Origin of the sequence: Streptomyces sp. NPDC056144, from assembly GCF_042264145.1 — a bacterium.
Classification (GTDB): Bacteria; Actinomycetota; Actinomycetes; order Streptomycetales; family Streptomycetaceae; genus Streptomyces.
In genome coordinates this window covers 201,124-219,359 of sequence record NZ_JBHJVF010000001.1, presented here as the reverse complement: position 1 = coordinate 219,359, position 18,236 = coordinate 201,124, and the positions used below count along the sequence as shown (strand labels likewise).

The following is an 18,236-nucleotide window of genomic DNA, read 5'->3' as shown; positions in this document are numbered from 1 at the left end:
GCCGTCTCCGGGCGACCCGATGGCCGCGGGGTATGGCCCTACTTGCCTCGAAACAGACCGGTCCAGCTTACGTTGTACGACGGCCGTCGGCGTTCGGGGGTGGCACCGAGCAGGCACTTCGCCCGCACGCGCACACAACACCCCTGCAAAGAGGGGAAGTTGGGGATGCCGGAGGTCAGCGGACCCGGGTGCCGGAGACGACCATCGCGAGGGTGGATTCGACGACGTCGTTCCTGCGCTGGGCGGGCAGGCGGCGGAGGGGGCCTTCGAGCAGGAGCAGTGACAGTCCGTGCACGGCCGACCACGCGGCCACGCCGGCCGCCACCTCCAGGGACTCCAGGGCCTCCAGGGCTTCCTTCAGCAGCGTGAACGCCCTGACCTCGGGTTCGGCGCAGGGTTCGGGCCCCTCGGCGGTCCGGGGGACGCAGAACGCCGCCCGGTAGAGACCGGGCTGCTCCACGGCGAAGCCGACGTACCCCCGGCAGAGGGCGACGAGCCTGCGCTCGGCCGCCAGGGCGGCGTCGTCGGCGCCGGGCTCGCGGGCCACGGCCGACTCCATCGAGTCGGCGAGCAGGCGCAGGGCATGGACCTTGACCGTACGGAGCAGCTCGCCCCGTCCGTCGAAGTGGCGGTAGGCGGCGGTGGGCGAGACGCCGACCCGGCGGGCGGCCTCGCGCAGGACGACCCGCTCGGGGCCGCCGTCGGTGGCGAGGTCGACGGCCGCGCAGATCAGCGCGTTGCGCAGATCGCCGTGGTGGTAGGTCTTTCCCCCCGAGATCGCTGCCATGGGCTCATCCTGCCCGATGTTGACCGCATGAACATTCCAGGTGGGGGCGCGACGCGCGGAAACCGGAAGAGCCCCTACCGGGTGACCGGCAGGGGCTCCGCAGCGCGATCGGGGGCGCTAGCGGGCGGTCTCCCGCTCGTACGCCTTGATGACCTCGTCCGTCGGGCCGTCCATCAGGAGCTGACCCTTCTCCAGCCAGAGCACCCGGTCGCAGGTGTCCCGGATGGACTTGTTGCTGTGGCTGACCAGGAAGACCGTGCCGGCCTCCTTGCGCAGCTCGCGGATGCGCTCCTCGGAGCGGATCTGGAACTTGCGGTCACCGGTCGCGAGCGCCTCGTCGATGAGGAGGACGTCGTGGTTCTTGGCGGCCGCGATGGCGAAGCGGAGCCGGGCGCCCATGCCGGAGGAGTACGTCCGCATCGGGAGGCTGATGAAGTCGCCCTTCTCGTTGATGCCGGAGAAGTCGACGATGCCGTCGTAGCGGGAGCGCACCTCCTCGCGGCTCATGCCCATGGCGAGCCCGCCGAGGATCACGTTGCGCTCACCCGTCAGGTCGTTCATCAGGGCCGCGTTGACGCCGAGCAGCGAGGGCTGGCCGTCGGTGTAGACCTTGCCGCTCTCGGTGGGGAGCAGGCCGGCGATGGCGCGCAGCAGCGTGGACTTGCCGGAGCCGTTGCTGCCGATGAGGCCGATGGCCTCGCCCTTGTACGCGGTGAAGGTGACGCCCCGGACGGCGTGGACCTTGCGGACGCCCCGGGAGACCTCGGCCTTGCCGCGGCCCACGATCCGGCTGAGGGCCGCGGTGGCGCTGCCCTTGCCCCCGCCGCCGGTGTGGACCCGGTAGACGATGTGGACGTCGTCGCAGATGACGGTGGGGACCTGCGCGTCCCGCTCGGTGGTGTCAGCCACGGCCGTACCTCTCCTCGGCCTTCCAGAAGTAGACGAAGCCGCCGATGCCGAAGACCACGGCCCAGGCGAGCGCGGTGATCCAGACGTGGTCGGGCAGGTTGCTCGCGCTGTAGCCGTCGATGAGGGCGAAGCGGATCAGGTCCATGTACACCGCGGCGGGGTTGTACATGAGGATGTCGGCGATCCAGGCCGGCTTGTCGGCCAGCATCGTCTTGATCGAGAACATGACGCCGGAGGCGTACATCCACGTCCGCATGATGAAGGGCATGAGCTGGGCGAGGTCGGGCGTCTTCGCGCCCATCCGGGCCATGATCATGGCGAGGCCCGTGTTGAACACGAACTGGAGGGCGAGCGCCGGGATCACGAGCAGCCACCGGAGGGAGGGGTAGCTGCCGAACGCGATGGCGACGGCCACGAGCACGATCATCGAGTACAGCAGCTGCTGGAGCTGCTGCAACGAGAAGGAGATCGGGAGGGTGGCGCGGGGGAAGTGCAGGGCGCGCACGAGACCGAGGTTGCCCGAGATCGCCCGGACACCGGCCATGACCGAGCTCTGGGTGAAGGTGAACACGAAGATGCCGGTGACCAGGAAGGGGATGTAGACCTCCTTGGTCATCCCCTGTCCGGCGCCCAGGATCAGCCCGAAGATCAGGTAGTAGACCAGGGCGTTGAGCAGCGGGGTCGCCACCTGCCACACCTGGCCCAGCTTCGCCTGGCTGTACTGGGCGGCGAGCTTCGCCGAGGAGAAGGCCAGGATGAAGTGGCGGCGGCTCCACAGGTCGCGCACGTACGCGAAAATCCCGGGCCGGGCGCCGCTGACCGAGAGGCCGTACTTCGCGGCCAGCTCGGCCGGGGCAAGGCCCGCGTCGGGGGAGGGGGGCGCGCTCGTCGCGACCGCCCCGCCCTGGGGTGTGTCACTCACAGTCGAAACCTTCGTGTTCAAAATACGCGGCACGTCGGTACCACGATGTCAGACGACCGGGGGGCGACCCAGCCGGGTCAGCCGCCACACCGTACGCCACCTCATGGGGCGCCGGGGCCCGCAGGGGGCGGCCCATCCCTCGCGGAAACCGCCGGACCACGCCTTGAGGGCGGAGAGCGAGGGCCGACGGGCGAGGGTGAGAAGGAGCCAGACGCCGAGATACACCGGCACCAGAGGCGCGGGCAGATTGCGACGTGCCAGCCAGACGCGGTTGCGGGCCACGTTGAAGTGGTACGAGGCGTGGCGGGACGGTGCGGTGGTGGGATGCAACAGCACCATGTCGGAACGGTAGTCGATCATCCAGTCGGCGTCGAGCGCCCGCCAGGCGAGATCGGTCTCCTCGTGCGCGTAGAAGAACTCGCCCGGGAGCAGGCCGACTTCGGCGAAGACCTTGGTCCGGACGGCGTTGGCGCCACCGAGGAAGGTGGTGACCCGGGAGGAGCGCATCGGGTCCGAGGCGCGGAGCCTCGGGACGTGCCGGCGCTGGGTCTCGCCGGTCTCCGGGTCGGCGATCCGGAAGCTGATGATCCCGAGCCGCGGGTCGGCCGTGAACGCCTGGCGGACGAGCTCGGCGGTGTCCGTGTGCGCGAGGAGGCCGTCGTCGTCGAGGAAGAGCAGGACGTCGACGTCGGTGCCGCCGGGCCCGAAGGCCTCGATGCCGACGTTGCGGCCCGCCGGGATGCCGACGTTCTCCGGCAGGTCGACGGTCCGTACCCAGTCGGGCACCCCGGTGACCGGGGTGCCCTGGCCGACGACGACGACCTCGACCGGGTCGCCCTCCTGCTTGGCGACCGAGTCGATCAACGCGCGCAGGTCGTCGGGGCGGGTGCCCATCGTGATGACGACGGCACCCACCTTGAGCGGCGCACTCACGGCCGGCCTCACTTCAGCCTGCTCGATACCAGGATCGAGACCAGGTGCAGCACGGTCTGGAGCAGGGCGATGCCGCAGAGGACGGCGACACCCAGCCGGGAGAAGAAGAGGTCGCCCCTGATCTGGTCCGCGATGGCGAGGAACAGGATCAGGAAGGAGGCCTCGATCCCCAGGATCAGGCGGTGGAACTTGAGCGCGGCGGCGGCCTTGCGGGCCAGCGCCATGCCGGAGGAGCGCGGCTCGGAGGCCGACTCCTTGACCGGCGGCAGCCCGCCCTGGTGCCGGGCGACACCGACGAGGTCGGTCTCGGCCTTGATCAGGATCGCGCCGAGCGCGGCCAGCGTGCCGAGGAAGGCCCACAGCCAGTCGATCCGGCCCGAGCCCCACAGGTCGGCGGCGCGCAGGCCGAAGCCCACGAGCACCGCCGCGTCGCAGAGGTACGCGCCGACGCGGTCCAGCCAGACGCCCTGCAGAGAGAACTGCTTCTTCCAGCGGGCCACCTCGCCGTCGACACAGTCGAGCAGCAGGTACATCTGGACCATCACGACACCGAGGACGGCGCCCGCGATGCCCGGCACCAGGAGCGCCGGGGCGGCGAGCACGCCGAAGAGGGTCATCAGGTAGGTCAGCTGGTTGGGCGTGACCTTGGTGGTCACCAGCCGCCGGGTGATGCGGAGGGAGATCTCCCGCATGTACAGGCGGCCGCCCCAGTGCTCACCGCTCCGCCGGTCCTTCACACCCGGGGGGTGGACGACCGGACGGAGCTCAGCTACCGATGGCTTTTGCATAGTCGGCGTACGCGTCCCTGATCTCGTCGTCGGACAGGTCGAGGTGTTCCAGGATGGTGAAGCGGCCCGGCCGGGTCTGCGGGGCGAAGGACACCGCCTGGACGAACTCGTCCACGGTGAAGCCCATCTCCTCCGGCAGCACGGGCAGCCCGTGCCGGCGCAGGGTCTCGACCATCTGGGCGGAGCCCTCGGGGGCGCCGCGCAGGTGCATGGCGAAGGCCGCGCCGAGACCGCACTGCTCGCCGTGGCTCGCGGCCCGCGTCGGGAAGAGCAGGTCGAAGGCGTGGCTGATCTCGTGGCAGGCGCCCGAGGAGGGGCGGCTGTCCCCGCTGATCGACATGGCGATGCCGGACATCACCAGGCCCTCGGAGAGGGTGACGAGGAAGTCGTCGTCGCCGACCCCGCCGGGGTGGCGGAGCACGGCCTCGCCGGCGCTGCGGGCCATGGCGGCCGCGAGGCCGTCGACGGGCTCCCCGTTCACCTGGTGGGAGAGCTCCCAGTCGGCGAGGGCGGAGATGTTGGAGATCGCGTCGCCGATGCCGGAACGGATGAACCGGATCGGGGCGTCCCTGATCACGTCCAGGTCGATGACGAGGGCGATCGGGGTGGGCACACCGTACGAACCCCGGCCGTTGTCGTTGTCCAGGGTCGAGATCGGGGAGCAGATCCCGTCGTGCGAGAGGTTGGTGGCGATGGCCACCAGCGGCAGGCCCACCCGGGCCGCCGCGTACTTCGTCACGTCGATGATCTTGCCGCCGCCGAGGGCGACCACGGCGTCGTACCGCTTGCCGCGCATGGCGTCGGCGAGCTTCACGGCCTCGTCGATCGTCCCGCCGGCCACCGGGTACCAGTCGGCACCCGGCAGCTCCGGCGCGAACCGGTCACGCAGCTTGAGACCCGACCCGCCGCTGATCGCGACAGCGATCTTGCCGTTGCTGGAGATCCGCTGGTCCGCGAGGATCGAGGACAGGTCGTCCAGCGCTCCCCCGCGGATGTCGACGACGACCGGCGACGGGATCAGTCGGGTCAGTACTGGCACGCGATCTCCCGGCCCTTGGCGAGGTCGTCGTGGTTGTCGATCTCGACCCACTTGACGTCGCCGATGGGGGCCACGTCGATCTTGAAGCCGCGGTTGACCAGCTCCTGGTAGCCGTCCTCGTAGTAGAGGTCGGGGTCCCGCTCGAAGGTGGTCTTGAGCGCGTCGGCGAGCTCCTCGGCCGCCTCGCCCTCGATGAGGGTGACACCGATGTACTCGCCGGTGGCGGTGGCGGGGTCCATCAGCTTGGTGATGCGCTGGACGCCCTTCTCCGGGTCGACGATGACCTTCATCTCCTCGTCGGCGAGGGTCTTCACCGTGTCGAGGGCGAGGATGATCTTCTTGCCGTCGCCGCGGGCGGCGAGCAGGGTCTTCTCGACGGAGACCGGGTGCACGGTGTCGCCGTTGGCGAGGATCACGGTGTGCTTGATCGAGTCACGGCCGCACCAGAGGGAGTAGGCGTTGTTCCACTCCTCGGCCTTGTCGTTGTCGATCAGCGTGATCTTCAGCCCGTACTTGGCCTCCAGGGCCTCCTTGCGGGCGTAGACGGCCTCCTTGCGGTAGCCGACGATGATCGCGACATCGGTGAGGCCGATCTCGGCGAAGTTCTTGAGCGTCCCGTCGAGGATGGTCAGCTCGTTCTCGGTGCCCTCGCCGGACACGGGCACGAGGGCCTTCGGAAGCGTCTCGGTGTAGGGACGCAGACGCCGTCCGGCACCGGCTGCCAGTACGAGGCCGATCATGCTGTTTCTCCTTCGTCGTGAACGGCGGGTGCTCCGGAGGAGACCCAGAAACGGATGGACTCCACGAGCACCACGAGCGCGACGGCGACCGCGAGTGCGGTCAGTGCCAGGGTGAAGTCGTCACCGCGGTCCGCCAGGAAGGCGGCGAGGACGGTCACCAGGAGCGTGCGCCCCTCGTGTCCGCCGGTGACGCGCACCAGCCACGCGGGCGGCGCGCCGGTGCCTCCGCGAATGCGGTACACCGTGTCGTAGTGATGGTAGGCGACGGCCGCGACCAGCCCGAATGCGGCGGGGAGCGCCTGGGGGGCGTCCGACTTCGCGGCGAGGACCAGGACCGTGCCGTACTCGGCCGCGCGGAGGATCGGCGGGACGAGCCAGTCGAGGGCGCCCTTGAGGGGCGCGGCGACCGCGAATCCGGCGAAGCAGGCGTAGCCGACGGCCGCCGCGATGTTCGCGGGCCCGGGGCCGACGACGTACGAGTTGACCAGGATCAGCACGGCGGCGACGAGCGCGAGGAGCGGCGCCGTGAAGCCCTTGGCGGTACGGCGGCGGCCGATCCGGGCGAAGAGGGTGGCCAGCGGGCCCGAGTCCGCCAGGTCCGCGAGGGCCTGGGCGGCGCGGTCGGTGCGGGTGGCCTTGCGGGTCAGGGAGCGCAGGACGCGGCCGGCGGTGGTGTAGCAGGCGCCGAAGGCGCAGCCGACGATCAGCGCCCAGAAGACGATCCGGGGCGTGGTGAGGGCGGTGAGGACCGCGATCATCGCCCAGCGCTCGCCGATCGGCAGGATGATCATGCGGCGGGCCCAGACGGTCCAGCCGAGGTTGTCGAGCCGGTCGGAGAGGGCCGCGGTGGGGCTCGTGTTCGCCGTGGCGTCGTGGTTGGCCTCGTTGAACGAGAAGTCGACCACGTGCCGGCAGGTCATGAGGATCATCGCGCCGAGCGCGAGGGCCCAGACGTCGTCGCCGTTGCGGGCGGCGCCGAGCGCGAGGCCCGCGTAGAAGGCGTACTCCTTGGCCCGGTCGAAGGTCGCGTCGAGCCAGGCGCCCATCGTCGAGTACTTGAGCGCGTACCGGGCGAGCTGCCCGTCCGTGCAGTCGAGGACGAAGGAGACGAGGAGCAGCACGCCGGCGGCGACGTAGCCGCCGCGCTCGCCGGTCGCCGCGCAGCCGGCCGCGATCAGCGCGGTGAGCAGCGAGGCGGTGGTGACCTGGTTGGGGGTCAGTCCGCGGCGCGCGCACCAGCGGGCGATGTACCGCGAGTACGGGCTGATGAAGAAGGTGGTGAAGAAGCCGTCGTGGGCCTTGACCGCCGAGCGGAGGCGTACGGCCTCCTCGTCGACGGCGGCGACGGCGGCGCGGGCCTCGGCGCGGGCCGTGTCGTCGCCGGGCACGGTGGCGACGAGGGTGCCGAGCTGCGGCCGGTGCACGGCGACGCCGTCGGCGTCGAGGGCGTCGGCGAGCGTGCCGGGGAGGTCGTCGGCGAGGTCGTCGGTGAGCGTGCCGGTGGCCCGGTCCGCACCGGGGACGGAGGCGGCGGTCAGCGCGCGGGCGAGCGCGGGGCGGGCCGCGCTCTGCGCGGTCATCGCGCCGGGCGCCGCGGCGGCCGGGAACCGGGGGTCGGTCAGGGTGAGGCGCAGCGCGTGGCGGTGGCCGACGAACCGGGGGTCGACGAGCGCGACGCGCTCCCCCGCCGGTACGGCGGCCAGCAGCGCGCCCGCTTCCTCGGCGCCGGAGGCGATCCGGACGTCGAAGCCGAGCGACCGCAGATCACCGTCGAGCGAGGATCCGGGTGCCGGCGGGCCGGTGAGGATGGCGGTCGACAGACGAACTCACTCCTTGGAGCTGACAGAGGGGCCGTCGGGCCCATGACGGCCCGGGGCGCTGCGGTGCGCTCCGCACCGGGCGGCGACACGTCGGCTGAGGCTATCGGATGAACAGAGCGTGAGTTCACCGAGGCTTCTCGGGCCGGACTCCCCCGGGACGGCCCGCGGACGCGCGGATGCGGGTGTCGCACCGGGACCGGCCCCCGGGAGCGGTTTCCCGCCACGGTCGGCCGGGAGGGCATCGTCGCAGGTCAGGGCAATGACAACGGTGTTCAGTACCGTGTTGCAGATACCCCCCTCCCGTAGTTCACTGGGCCCCTGGGCAGACGGAACGACTCGACCGGGAGGCCATGTCATGGGGGCTGGACACGACCACGGGCACAGCCACGGGGGACCGCCCCCGACGGGCACCGCCGGGGCCGCGTACAAGAACCGGCTGCGGATCGCGCTCGGCATCACACTCTCCGTGATGGTGATCGAGATCATCGGCGGTGTGGTCGCCGACTCGCTCGCCCTGATCGCGGACGCGGCCCACATGGCGACCGACGCGGTCGGCCTCGCGATGGCCCTGCTCGCCATCCACTTCGCCAACCGCCCGCCCTCCGGCAACCGCACCTTCGGCTTCGCGCGGGCCGAGATCCTGGCCGCGCTCGCCAACTGTCTGCTGCTGCTCGTCGTCGGCGGCTACGTGCTGTACGAGGCGATCCAGCGGTTCGTCGAGCCGGCGGAGACCAAGGGCGGACTGGCCATCGCGTTCGCGGTGGTCGGCCTGGTGGCCAACATCATCTCCCTGTCCCTGCTCATGCGCGGGCAGAAGGAGAGCCTCAACGTCCGGGGCGCCTATCTGGAGGTCCTCGCGGACGCGCTCGGCTCGGTGACGGTGATCGTCGCCTCCGGCATCATCCTCGCCACCGGCTGGCAGTACGCGGACCCGATCGCCTCGATCGTGATCGGCCTGATGATCGTGCCGCGCACGCTCAAGCTGCTGCGCGAGACGCTGGACGTCCTCCTGGAGGCGGCCCCCAAGGGCGTCGACATGGCGGAGGTACGGGCCCACATCCTGGCCCTGCCGGGCGTCGAGGGCGTCCACGACCTGCACGCCTGGACGATCACCTCCGGGATGCCGGTCCTCTCCGCCCACGTGGTGGTGGACCAGGACGCGCTCGACTCGGTCGGCCACGAGAAGATGCTGCACGACCTCCAGGGCTGCCTGGGCTCCCACTTCGACGTGGAGCACTGCACCTTCCAGCTGGAGCCGGTGGGCCACGCGCAGCACGAGGCGAAGCTCTGTCTCTGACTCCCGCGCTCCGCGCCTGTTAGGCTTTTCGTACGAACACGTGTGGAGAGGAGCTGAGGTTGATGACCGTCGCTATGGAGGCTGCCCAGTGCGGCAGCGCCCGGTCGTCCCTCAGCCTCCGGGTCTCCGGCTGACCTGATCCCGGTCTCACCACCGGTACGTCACGTCGTCGGCCGGGACCCTCACCTCAAAGGGTTTCCCACGTTGTCCGACAACGCCATGCACGACGCCTTCTTCGCCCTGCACCACGGTCTTCCGCGACAGGGTCCCGGCTCCGACTCCACCACCCGTCGGCTCCTCGCGCTCGCGGGGCCGCTCCCCGAGCGTCCCCGGGTGCTCGACCTGGGCTGCGGCCCGGGCCGTTCCGCGCTGCTCCTCGCCGCCGAGGCGGGAGCCGAGGTCACCGCCGTCGACACCCACGAGCCGTTCCTCGACGAGCTGCGCGCGAGCGCCGCCGCGCGCGGACTCGACGGCTCGATCCGTACCCTCAACGCCGACATGGGCGCACTGCCCTTCGCCGACGGCTCCTTCGACCTGGTCTGGGCCGAGAGCTCGGTCTTCGTCCTCGGCTTCGACCGGGCGCTGGCCGAGTGGCGCAGGCTGCTCGCGCCCGGCGGCACCCTCGTCCTCACCGAGTGCGTGTGGACGACCGGGGAGCCGGGCCCGGTGGCCCGCGCCTTCTGGGACGAGAACTACCCGCTCCGTACGGTCACCGCGAACGCGGCGGCGGCCGTCGCGGCCGGCTACCACGTCCTCGGCACCGTCCCGCAGCCCGAGGGCGACTGGGCGGAGTACTACGGTCCGCTCGCCACCCACGTGGAGGCCGCGGACACCTCGGTCCCCGGCATGGCCGAGGCCGTGGCGGGGGCGCGTGCCGAGATCGCGCTCCGGCGCGAGCACGGCACCGACTACGGGTACGCGGGCTTCGTCCTGCGTCCCGCCGACCCGCGCTGGCCCGTCCGCCCGGAGGCTCCCGAGGACGCCCCGGCGGTCTGGCGGGTCACCGCGGAGGCCTTCGACTCGGACGCGGAGGCCGAACTGGTCGACGCGCTCCGGCAGGACCCCGAGGCCTGGCTGCCCGGCCTGTCGTACGTGGCGGAGGCCCCGGACGGCTCGGTCGCGGCGCACGCGCTGATCACCCGGTGCCTCGTGGGCGGCGCCCCCGCGGCGGCGCTCGCGCCGGTGTCGGTGGCTCCCGCGTACCAGCGGACGGGCGCGGGGCAGGCCGTGGTCCGGGCGGTGCTCGACGCGGCCCGGCTGCGGGGCGAGTCGCTCGTCCTCGTCCTGGGCCACCCGGAGTACTACCCGAAGTTCGGGTTCGTACGAGCGTCCGCATATGGAATCAAGCCAGGTTTCGAGGTCCCCGACGAGGCCATGATGGCGCTCGTCCTGGACGAATCCGCACCCGTTCCGTCCGGGACGATCGTCTACCCGGCGGCTTTCGGCGTCTGACCGGCTCCTTCGGGGGTGCCTGGGGCCCCTGAGCCGTCAGCCGCTCCCGTCGCGCCGACGTACGCCGGTGCGACGGGAGCGGCGCCGTCCGGCCGACGAAGTGCGGACAAGCCGCTTTTGTACGGCAGACTGGGGTGGCCCTACCGGGGCCGAGGACCGAAGCGAAGGATGGGTATGCCGACCACACCAGCCACCGCGGACCAGATCTCGCCGGAGATCCTGTCGAACGGTGTCCAGTCGTCCGGGGTTCCGGAGTCGATCATGCTCGAACTGGTCGACGAGGACGGGACGACCATCGGCACGGCGGAGAAGCTCGCCGCCCACCAGGCGCCGGGCCAGCTGCACCGCGCCTTCTCCGTCTTCCTCTTCGACGAGTCGGGCCGGCTGCTGCTCCAGCGGCGGGCGCTCGGCAAGTACCACTCCCCCGGCGTCTGGTCGAACACCTGCTGCGGCCACCCCTACCCGGGCGAGGCGCCGTTCGCCGCCGCCGCCCGGCGCACCTTCGAGGAGCTCGGGGTCTCGCCGTCGCTGATGGCCGAGGCGGGCACCGTCCGCTACAACCACCCGGACCCGGCCTCGGGCCTGGTGGAGCAGGAGTTCAACCACCTCTTCGTCGGCCTCGTGCAGGCCGAGCCGCGGCCGGACCCGGAGGAGATCGCGGACACCGCGTTCGTGACCGCCGCCGAGCTGACCGAGCGGCACGCCGCCGCGCCGTTCTCCGCCTGGTTCATGACGGTGCTCGACGCGGCGCGCCCCGCGATCCGCGAGCTGACCGGCGACTCCGGCGGCTGGTAGAACGCCTGGTCAGATCGCGCCCCCTGGTCCCGGTGCCATCGGGACCAGGGGCAGCGCCGCCCAGATGATCTTGCCACCGCTCGCCGTGTGCTCGACGTCGCACGCGCCGCCGGCCTCCAGGGCGATCTCCCGGACCAGGAGCAGCCCGCGGCCGCCGGTCTGGCCCCAGTCCGCCTCCAGGGCCTTGGGACGGTACGGGTGGTTGTCCTCGACGGACACCCGGACCCACTCGGGGCCGATGGCGACCTCCACCGCTATCTCCGGGGACAGCAGCGCCGCGTGCCGCACGGCGTTGGTGACCAGCTCGGAGACGATCAGCAGCAGGCCGTCCATGATGTCGTCGTGGACGGGTACGGCCTGGCGGACCAGCAGGTCGCGCACCGCGTGCCGGGCCTGCGGGACGGAGACGTCGACCGCGGGTGCGGTGAAGCGCCAGACTCCTTCGTAGGACGGTGACCGGGCGGGTACACCTCCGTGGGTCTCCACGGTACGGTTCCCACCCTCGTGCTCGATTCTCGCCACGGATCGAGTCTTGGCAATCCGCGCGGGCGGCCCGCCCTACTGACCAGAAGTCGACACTTATCGACCACCTTCTGATCGATGGAGTATGCCGACGTCAGTTGTGCGACTGATTCGGCTCGCTTTTTTGCTGCGCGACCAGGCGAGGACACCCGGCGGATCCCGGAAGATCCCGGCGGATAGCATCCGGCCCATGGAGCCGCAGCTGAAGGACAGCGTCACGGACGGGGTCGCCACCGTCGTCATCGCCAACCCCGCGAAGCGCAACGCGATGAGCGCCGGGATGTGGCGTGCGCTGCCCGGCGTGCTGGAGCGGCTCGCCGCCGACCCGGCGGTGCGGGCGCTCGTCCTCACCGGCGAGGGGGAGACGTTCTGCGCGGGCGCGGACATCTCGACGCTGCGGGAGCCCGGCGACGAGCAGCAGACGCTCGCGGTACGGGCCGAGGAGGCCCTCGCGGCCTTCCCGAAGCCGACCCTGGCCGCCGTCCGGGGCTTCTGCGTCGGCGGCGGCAGCCAGCTCGCCGCCGCCTGCGACCTGCGGTTCGCCGAGGAGGGCTCCCGGTTCGGGATCACCCCGTCGAAGCTCGGGATCGTCTACCCGTCCTCGTCCACCCGGAGGCTGACCGCCCTGGTGGGGCCGTCGACCGCCAAGTACCTGCTGTTCTCGGGCGAGTTGATGGACGCGGAGCGGGCGCTGCGGACCGGGTTCGTGGACGAGCTGCATCCGGCGGGCGAACTGGACAAGCGGGTCGCGGAGTTCGGCCGCCTCCTCGTCTCGCGCTCGCTCCTCACGCAGGCGGCGGCGAAGGAGTTCGCCGACGGGCGCCTCGACCGGGACGCGTACTGGGCGGAGCAGGCGCGCGGCAGCGGCGACACCGCCGAGGGGGTCGCCGCCTTCCTGGAGCGCCGCGCGCCCCGCTTCACGTACGGGCTCTGAAGGCCCTCACTTCCCCACGAGCGTCTCCGTGCGCTGCCCGCGCCACTGGGCGACGATCTCGGCCGGGGCCTTCTCCGGCGAGCCCGCGTCGTACGGCGGCTGCGGGTCGTACTCCGTGAGCAGCTGGACCGTCTGGGCGGTCGCGTCCCCGGCGATCCGGCCGAGCAGGTGCAGGGCCATGTCGATGCCGGAGGAGACCCCGGCGGCCGTGACGTACTTGCCGTCGAAGACGACCCGCTCGCCGGTGGGCTCGACGCCGAGCGCCCGCAGTTCGTCGAAGGCGAGCCAGTGGGTGGTGGCGCGGCGGTCCCTCAGGAGGCCGGCGGCGGCGAGGGCCAGGGAGCCCGTGCAGACGGAGGTGGTCCAGGTGCTGGTCTCGTCGGCGGCCCGCAGCCAGGCCCGGACCTCCGGGTCGTCCTTGGCCGCGCGGACGTCGGGGCCGCCCGGGACGAGGACGATGTCCGGGCGGGGCACGTCGGCGAGGGCGCTCTCCGCGACGAGCGTCAGGTTTCTCTGGTCGTTCCGGACCGGGCCCGCCTCCTTGGCGACGAACACGGTCTCGGCGCCGGGCAGCCGGGAGAGGATCTCGTACGGTCCGACGGCGTCGAGCGCGGTGAAGCCGTCGAAGAGCAGGATGGCGATCTGCATGGTGGTCCCTTTCGGTCAGACGACGGGCTGGGCGGGAGCGTGGAAGCGCCGGCGGTACTCCGCCGGCGGGGTGGCCAGCGCCTTGACGAAGGCGCGGCGCATCGCCTCGGGGGTGCCGTAGCCGGAGGCGCGGGCGACCTCCTCGACGCCGCGCGAGGTCTCCTCCAGGAGGCGGCGGGCGTGTTCGAGGCGGACCCGGTCGACGTACCAGCCGGGAGTGGTGCCCGTCTCGGCCTGGAAGGCGCGGGCGAAGTGGCGGGGCGAGAGCCGGGCCCGGGCGGCGAGCGCCTCGACGGAGAGGTCCCCGTCCGGGTGCTCGGTGATCCACTGCTGGAGGTCGCGCAGCGGCTCGCGCCGCGCGGTCTGGGCGGCGAGCTGGGCACTGAACTGGGCCTGGTTGCCGGGGCGGCGCAGGAACACGACGAGGTGGCGGGCGACGGTGAGGGCGACGTCCCGGCCCAGGTCCTCCTCGACGAGGGCGAGCGCCAGGTCGATCCCGGCGGTGACGCCGGCGGAGGTGGCGAGCCGCCCGTCCCGTACGAAGATGGGCTCGGGGTCGACCTCGACGGCGGGGTGGCGGCGGGCGAGGCGTTCGCAGGCGAGCCAGTGGGTGGTCACGCGGTGGCCGTCGAGGAGCCCCGCCTCGGCGAGGAGCAGCGCGCCGGTGCAGACGGAGACGAGCCGCTCGGCGTCCGGGGCGTTCTCGCGCAGCCACGCGACGAGGGCGGGGGCGGGCGTCCGGGTGCCCTCGCCGCCGGGGACCAGGAGGGTGTGGGGCGGGCCGTCGGCGACGGCCTCGGCGAGGGTCGTGTCGGGCAGCAGGCGCAGGCCGCTGTGCGTGCGGACCGCTCCGCCGTCGAGGGAGGCGGTGCGGATCGGGTACGCGGAGGGGTCTCCGGCGGCGCGGGCGGCACCGGCGAAGACCTCGAAGGGGCCGGTGACGTCGAGGCTCTGCACGCCGTCGAAGAGGACGACGAGAACGGGTCGCTGCGTCATGGGTCCATCCTTGGCGGGCCCCGCGATGTCCGCAACGACGTACATCCCACCTTTTCTGCCATCGGGCGGCGGGGAGTCGTCCGCCGACGCCCTTTCCCTTCGTACCGACCAGTCGGTAACGTCCGGTCCCATGTCGACCTCTCTGCCGCCGCGCGCGGGCCGCCGCTGTCACAACGCCCTCAACCCGATCCACTCCACCGTGTACTTCTCCCCGGACCTGGACCGCGAGTTCGGCGCCCTCGGGTTCACCGACCCGGCCGCGATGCGGCTCGCCTCGCGGAGCGCCGCGCTCGGCGCGGTGGGCGCGGGGACCGTCGCCGCCACCTTCTACAACTACGACCACACGCACCTCGCCCGGTACTTCCCCGCCGTGTGGGAGACCGCCGCCCCCTCCGAGGTCCTGGCCGCGCGGCTGCGCGCCGTCGACACCACCCTGCGCCGCCTCCTCGGCGAGGAGACCGTCTCCTCGCCCGAGATGGCCGAGGCCGCTGTCCTCGCGCTGCGGGCCACGGAGGCCTGCACCCGGCACGCCCGGCCCCTGTACTCGGCCCACGCGGACCTCCCGGTGCCGGACGCCCCGCACCTCGCGTACTGGTACGCCACCACCCTCCTGCGCGAGCACCGGGGCGACGGCCACCTCTCGGCCCTGCTCGCGGCGGGCCTCGACCCGGTCGAGGCGCTCGTCTCGCACACCGCCACCGGCAAGGGCATGTCCCCTCGCTGGGTCCTCGGCTCGCGCGGCTGGGCGCGCGCCGACTGGGAGGCCGCCACGGAACGGCTGCGCGGGCGCGGGCTGCTCGACGCCGAGGGAGAGCTCACGGAGGCGGGCACGGCCCTGCGCGAGGAGCTCGAACTGCACACCGACCGGCTGGACTCCGCCCCGTACGAGCACCTCGGCGCGACCGGCGTCGAGCGGCTCACCGAACTGGGCCGCGACTTCCTGGTCACGGCGGCGACGGCGGGCGCCTTCCCGGCCGACCTCATCGGCAAGGGCTGACCGCCGGGGACCGGCGAGCGGGGACGCGGGACGCGCGCGGGACGGGGCGGTTGCCCCGCCGGGGTGGTCGACCCGGCAGAATGGGGCCGCAAGCTTGAGGCACGAGAAGGCGAGTCGGGACACCGTGACGACGTCCATCGAAGCAAGGATCGCCGAGGAGCTCGGCGTACGCGAGCGACAGGTGAAGGCGGCCGTCGAGCTGCTCGACGGCGGTTCGACCGTGCCGTTCATCGCGCGCTACCGCAAGGAAGCGACCGAGATGCTCGACGACGCGCAGCTGCGCACGCTCGAAGAGCGGCTGCGCTACCTGCGCGAGCTGGAGGACCGCCGCTCGGCGATCCTCGACTCGGTACGCGAGCAGGGCAAGCTGACCCCCGAGGTCGAGGCCCGGATCCTGGCCGCCGACACCAAGGCGCGCCTGGAGGACATCTACCTGCCCTTCAAGCCGAAGCGCAGGACCAAGGCGCAGATCGCCCGCGAGGCCGGTCTGACCCCGCTCGCCGAGGGGCTGCTCGCCGACCCGTCCGTGGAGCCGACGGCCGCCGCCGCGGCCTTCGTCGACGCGGACAAGGGCGTCGCGGACACCGCCGCCGCCCTGGAGGGCGCGCGGTCGATCCTCACCGAGAAGTTCTCCGAGGACGCCGACCTCATCGGCGAGCTCCGCGAGCGCATGTGGGGCCGCGGCCGGCTCGCCGCGAAGGTCCGCGACGGGCAGGAGGAGGCGGGCGCGAAGTTCGCCGACTACTTCGACTTCGCCGAGCCGTTCACCGCGCTCCCCTCGCACCGGATCCTCGCCATGCTGCGCGGCGAGAAGGAGGACGTCCTCAGCCTGGAGCTCGTCCCGGAGGAGGCCACGGAGGGCCCGTCCTCGTACGAGGGGATCGTCGCCCACCGCTTCGGCGTCGCCGACCGGGGCCGCCCCGGCGACAAGTGGCTCCAGGACACCGTCCGTTGGGCCTGGCGCACCCGCATCCTCGTCCACCTCGGCATCGACCTGCGGCTCCGGCTGCGGACGGCCGCCGAGGACGAGGCCGTCCGGGTCTTCGCCGCGAACCTCCGCGACCTGCTCCTCGCCGCGCCCGCCGGCACCCGCGCGACCCTGGGCCTCGACCCCGGTTTCCGTACGGGCGTGAAGGTCGCCGTCGTGGACGCGACCGGCAAGGTCGTGGCCACCGACACGATCTACCCGCACGTGCCCGCCAACAAGTGGGACCAGGCGCTCGACAGGCTGGCCCGGCTCGCGAAGGAGCACGCGGTCGAGCTGGTCGCGATCGGCAACGGCACGGCGTCCCGCGAGACCGACAAGCTCGCCGGTGAACTGCTCGCGAAGCACCCCGAGTTGAACCTGACGAAGGTGATGGTCTCGGAGGCCGGCGCCTCGGTCTACTCGGCCTCCGCCTTCGCCTCGCAGGAACTCCCGGGCCTGGACGTGTCGTTGCGCGGCGCGGTCTCGATTGCCCGACGGCTCCAGGACCCGCTGGCCGAGCTCGTGAAGATCGACCCGAAGTCGATCGGCGTCGGCCAGTACCAGCACGACCTGGCCGAGGTGAAGCTCTCGCGCTCGCTCGACGCCGTGGTCGAGGACTGTGTGAACGGCGTCGGTGTCGACGTCAACACCGCTTCCACGCCGCTGCTTTCACGCGTCTCCGGCATCAGCGCGACCCTCGCCGAGAACATCGTCGCGCACCGCGACGCCAACGGCCCCTTCCGCTCCCGCAAGGCGCTCAAGGACGTGGCGCGGCTCGGCCCGAAGGCGTACGAGCAGTGCGCGGGCTTCCTGCGCATCCGGGGCGGCGACGACCCGCTCGACGCCTCCGCGGTGCACCCGGAGGCGTACCCCGTCGTGCGGCGGATGGCGAAGACCACGGGTGGCCAGGTCGCCGCGCTCATCGGCGACACGGGCACGCTGCGCTCGCTGCGGGCCGACGCGTTCGTCGACGAGACCTTCGGTCTGCCGACCGTGACGGACATCCTGCGCGAGCTGGAGAAGCCCGGCCGCGACCCGCGGCCCGCGTTCAAGACGGCCACCTTCAAGGAGGGCGTCGAGAAGATCGGCGACCTGGCCTCGGGGATGGTCCTGGAGGGCGTCGTCACGAACGTGGCCGCCTTCGGCGCGTTCGTCGACATCGGCGTTCACCAGGACGGCCTGGTGCACGTCTCGGCGATGTCGAAGACCTTCGTCAAGGACCCGCGCGACGTCGTGAAGCCGGGTGACGTGGTCAAGGTCAAGGTCATGGACGTCGACATCCCGCGCAAGCGGATCTCGCTGACGCTCCGCCTGGACGACGAGGCGGGCGCGGACGCGTCGGCCGGCGGCGCGCCGAAGCGCGAGCGGGGCGGCCAGGGCGGGCGTCCTCCGCAGCAGCGACAGGGCGGCGGCGGTCGCGGTGACGGCCGTGACGGCGGTCGCGGCGGTGACGGCGGCGGTCGCCGGAACGACCGCGGCGGTCGTTCCACGGCGCAGGCCCCCGCCCCCGGCAACAGCGCCATGGCGGACGCCCTGCGCAAGGCCGGGCTCCTCGGCGAGGGCGGCGGCGGCAAGCGCCGCTGAGTCGCACCCGTACACGAGAGAAGGCCGCGCCCCCCGCGGGTGCGGGGGGGGGGGCGTGTGTCCTGTGCCGGTGGGTCTACCGCGGGGGTTTGGGGGGGAGCGCACC

The 18,236-nt window shown here is 72.3% G+C and carries 17 protein-coding genes; 6 read left to right on the top strand and 11 right to left on the bottom strand.

Annotation, left to right across the window (positions count from 1 at the left end):
* Positions 1-175 precede the first annotated feature (175 nt).
* The 8 genes from ACFC0Z_RS00975 to ACFC0Z_RS00940 form a co-directional block, all read right to left on the bottom strand.
* On the bottom strand, positions 176-787 hold the full coding sequence (locus tag ACFC0Z_RS00975) for a TetR/AcrR family transcriptional regulator (protein ID WP_376431350.1): 612 nt from the start codon (positions 785-787) through the stop codon (positions 176-178).
* Positions 788-904: 117 nt separating this feature from the next.
* The gene (locus ACFC0Z_RS00970) at positions 905-1,696 is read right to left on the bottom strand and encodes an ABC transporter ATP-binding protein (protein ID WP_376431348.1); all 792 of its coding nucleotides are present in this window, start codon (positions 1,694-1,696) and stop codon (positions 905-907) included.
* Entirely contained in the window at positions 1,689-2,618 is a 930-nt protein-coding gene (locus ACFC0Z_RS00965) for an ABC transporter permease (RefSeq protein WP_376431347.1), read from the bottom strand. Before ACFC0Z_RS00965 ends, ACFC0Z_RS00970 begins: the two co-directional genes overlap by 8 nt.
* Positions 2,619-2,666: 48 nt before the next feature.
* Positions 2,667-3,512: a glycosyltransferase family 2 protein gene (locus ACFC0Z_RS00960; RefSeq protein ID WP_376433406.1), complete on the bottom strand. Its 846-nt coding sequence runs from the start codon at positions 3,510-3,512 to the stop codon at positions 2,667-2,669.
* 47 nt (positions 3,513-3,559) lie between these two features.
* Positions 3,560-4,339: a CDP-alcohol phosphatidyltransferase family protein gene (locus ACFC0Z_RS00955; RefSeq protein ID WP_376431345.1), complete on the bottom strand. Its 780-nt coding sequence runs from the start codon at positions 4,337-4,339 to the stop codon at positions 3,560-3,562.
* A complete protein-coding gene (locus ACFC0Z_RS00950; protein WP_376431343.1) occupies positions 4,317-5,378 on the bottom strand; it encodes an iron-containing alcohol dehydrogenase family protein in 1,062 nt (353 codons plus the stop codon). Before ACFC0Z_RS00950 ends, ACFC0Z_RS00955 begins: the two co-directional genes overlap by 23 nt.
* Positions 5,366-6,118: a sugar phosphate nucleotidyltransferase gene (locus ACFC0Z_RS00945; protein WP_376431341.1), complete on the bottom strand. Its 753-nt coding sequence runs from the start codon at positions 6,116-6,118 to the stop codon at positions 5,366-5,368. The genes ACFC0Z_RS00950 and ACFC0Z_RS00945 overlap by 13 nt, the downstream gene beginning before the upstream one ends.
* Positions 6,115-7,938, bottom strand: coding sequence for a DUF5941 domain-containing protein (locus tag ACFC0Z_RS00940; protein WP_376433404.1), 1,824 nt, complete (start codon positions 7,936-7,938; stop codon positions 6,115-6,117). Before ACFC0Z_RS00940 ends, ACFC0Z_RS00945 begins: the two co-directional genes overlap by 4 nt.
* Positions 7,939-8,293: 355 nt before the next feature.
* Between ACFC0Z_RS00940 and ACFC0Z_RS00935 the strand changes: the two genes are divergently transcribed.
* The 3 genes from ACFC0Z_RS00935 (at position 8,294) to idi (ending at position 11,482) form a co-directional block, all read left to right on the top strand.
* A complete protein-coding gene (locus tag ACFC0Z_RS00935; RefSeq protein WP_376431339.1) occupies positions 8,294-9,235 on the top strand; it encodes a cation diffusion facilitator family transporter in 942 nt (313 codons plus the stop codon).
* A gap of 204 nt (positions 9,236-9,439) precedes the next feature.
* Positions 9,440-10,687, top strand: coding sequence for a GNAT family N-acetyltransferase (locus tag ACFC0Z_RS00930; RefSeq protein WP_376431337.1), 1,248 nt, complete (start codon positions 9,440-9,442; stop codon positions 10,685-10,687).
* Positions 10,688-10,861: 174 nt separating this feature from the next.
* Positions 10,862-11,482, top strand: coding sequence for an isopentenyl-diphosphate Delta-isomerase (idi, locus tag ACFC0Z_RS00925; RefSeq protein ID WP_376431335.1), 621 nt, complete (start codon positions 10,862-10,864; stop codon positions 11,480-11,482).
* Positions 11,483-11,491: 9 nt separating this feature from the next.
* On the opposite strand, the gene ACFC0Z_RS00920 is transcribed toward idi, so the two are convergent.
* Complete coding sequence (locus ACFC0Z_RS00920; RefSeq protein WP_376431333.1) at positions 11,492-11,968, bottom strand: ATP-binding protein; 477 nt, start codon at positions 11,966-11,968, stop codon at positions 11,492-11,494.
* Positions 11,969-12,194: 226 nt separating this feature from the next.
* Here ACFC0Z_RS00920 and ACFC0Z_RS00915 point away from each other — a divergent pair, with 226 nt between their 5' ends.
* Positions 12,195-12,938, top strand: a complete 744-nt coding sequence (locus tag ACFC0Z_RS00915; RefSeq protein ID WP_376431331.1) for an enoyl-CoA hydratase/isomerase family protein — start codon at positions 12,195-12,197, stop codon at positions 12,936-12,938.
* Positions 12,939-12,944: 6 nt separating this feature from the next.
* Here the strand turns inward: ACFC0Z_RS00915 and ACFC0Z_RS00910 are convergent, their stop codons facing one another.
* Together ACFC0Z_RS00910 and ACFC0Z_RS00905 are read right to left on the bottom strand one after the other, a co-directional pair.
* Complete coding sequence (locus ACFC0Z_RS00910) at positions 12,945-13,586, bottom strand: DJ-1/PfpI family protein (protein WP_376431329.1); 642 nt, start codon at positions 13,584-13,586, stop codon at positions 12,945-12,947.
* 15 nt (positions 13,587-13,601) lie between these two features.
* Complete coding sequence (locus ACFC0Z_RS00905) at positions 13,602-14,582, bottom strand: GlxA family transcriptional regulator (protein ID WP_376431327.1); 981 nt, start codon at positions 14,580-14,582, stop codon at positions 13,602-13,604.
* 130 nt (positions 14,583-14,712) lie between these two features.
* Here ACFC0Z_RS00905 and ACFC0Z_RS00900 point away from each other — a divergent pair, with 130 nt between their 5' ends.
* On the top strand, positions 14,713-15,579 hold the full coding sequence (locus tag ACFC0Z_RS00900) for a hypothetical protein (RefSeq protein WP_376431325.1): 867 nt from the start codon (positions 14,713-14,715) through the stop codon (positions 15,577-15,579).
* Positions 15,580-15,703: 124 nt separating this feature from the next.
* Positions 15,704-18,130 (top strand): Tex family protein, encoded by a 2,427-nt coding sequence (locus tag ACFC0Z_RS00895; RefSeq protein ID WP_376431323.1) that lies wholly within the window; start codon positions 15,704-15,706, stop codon positions 18,128-18,130.
* Positions 18,131-18,236 lie beyond the last annotated feature (106 nt).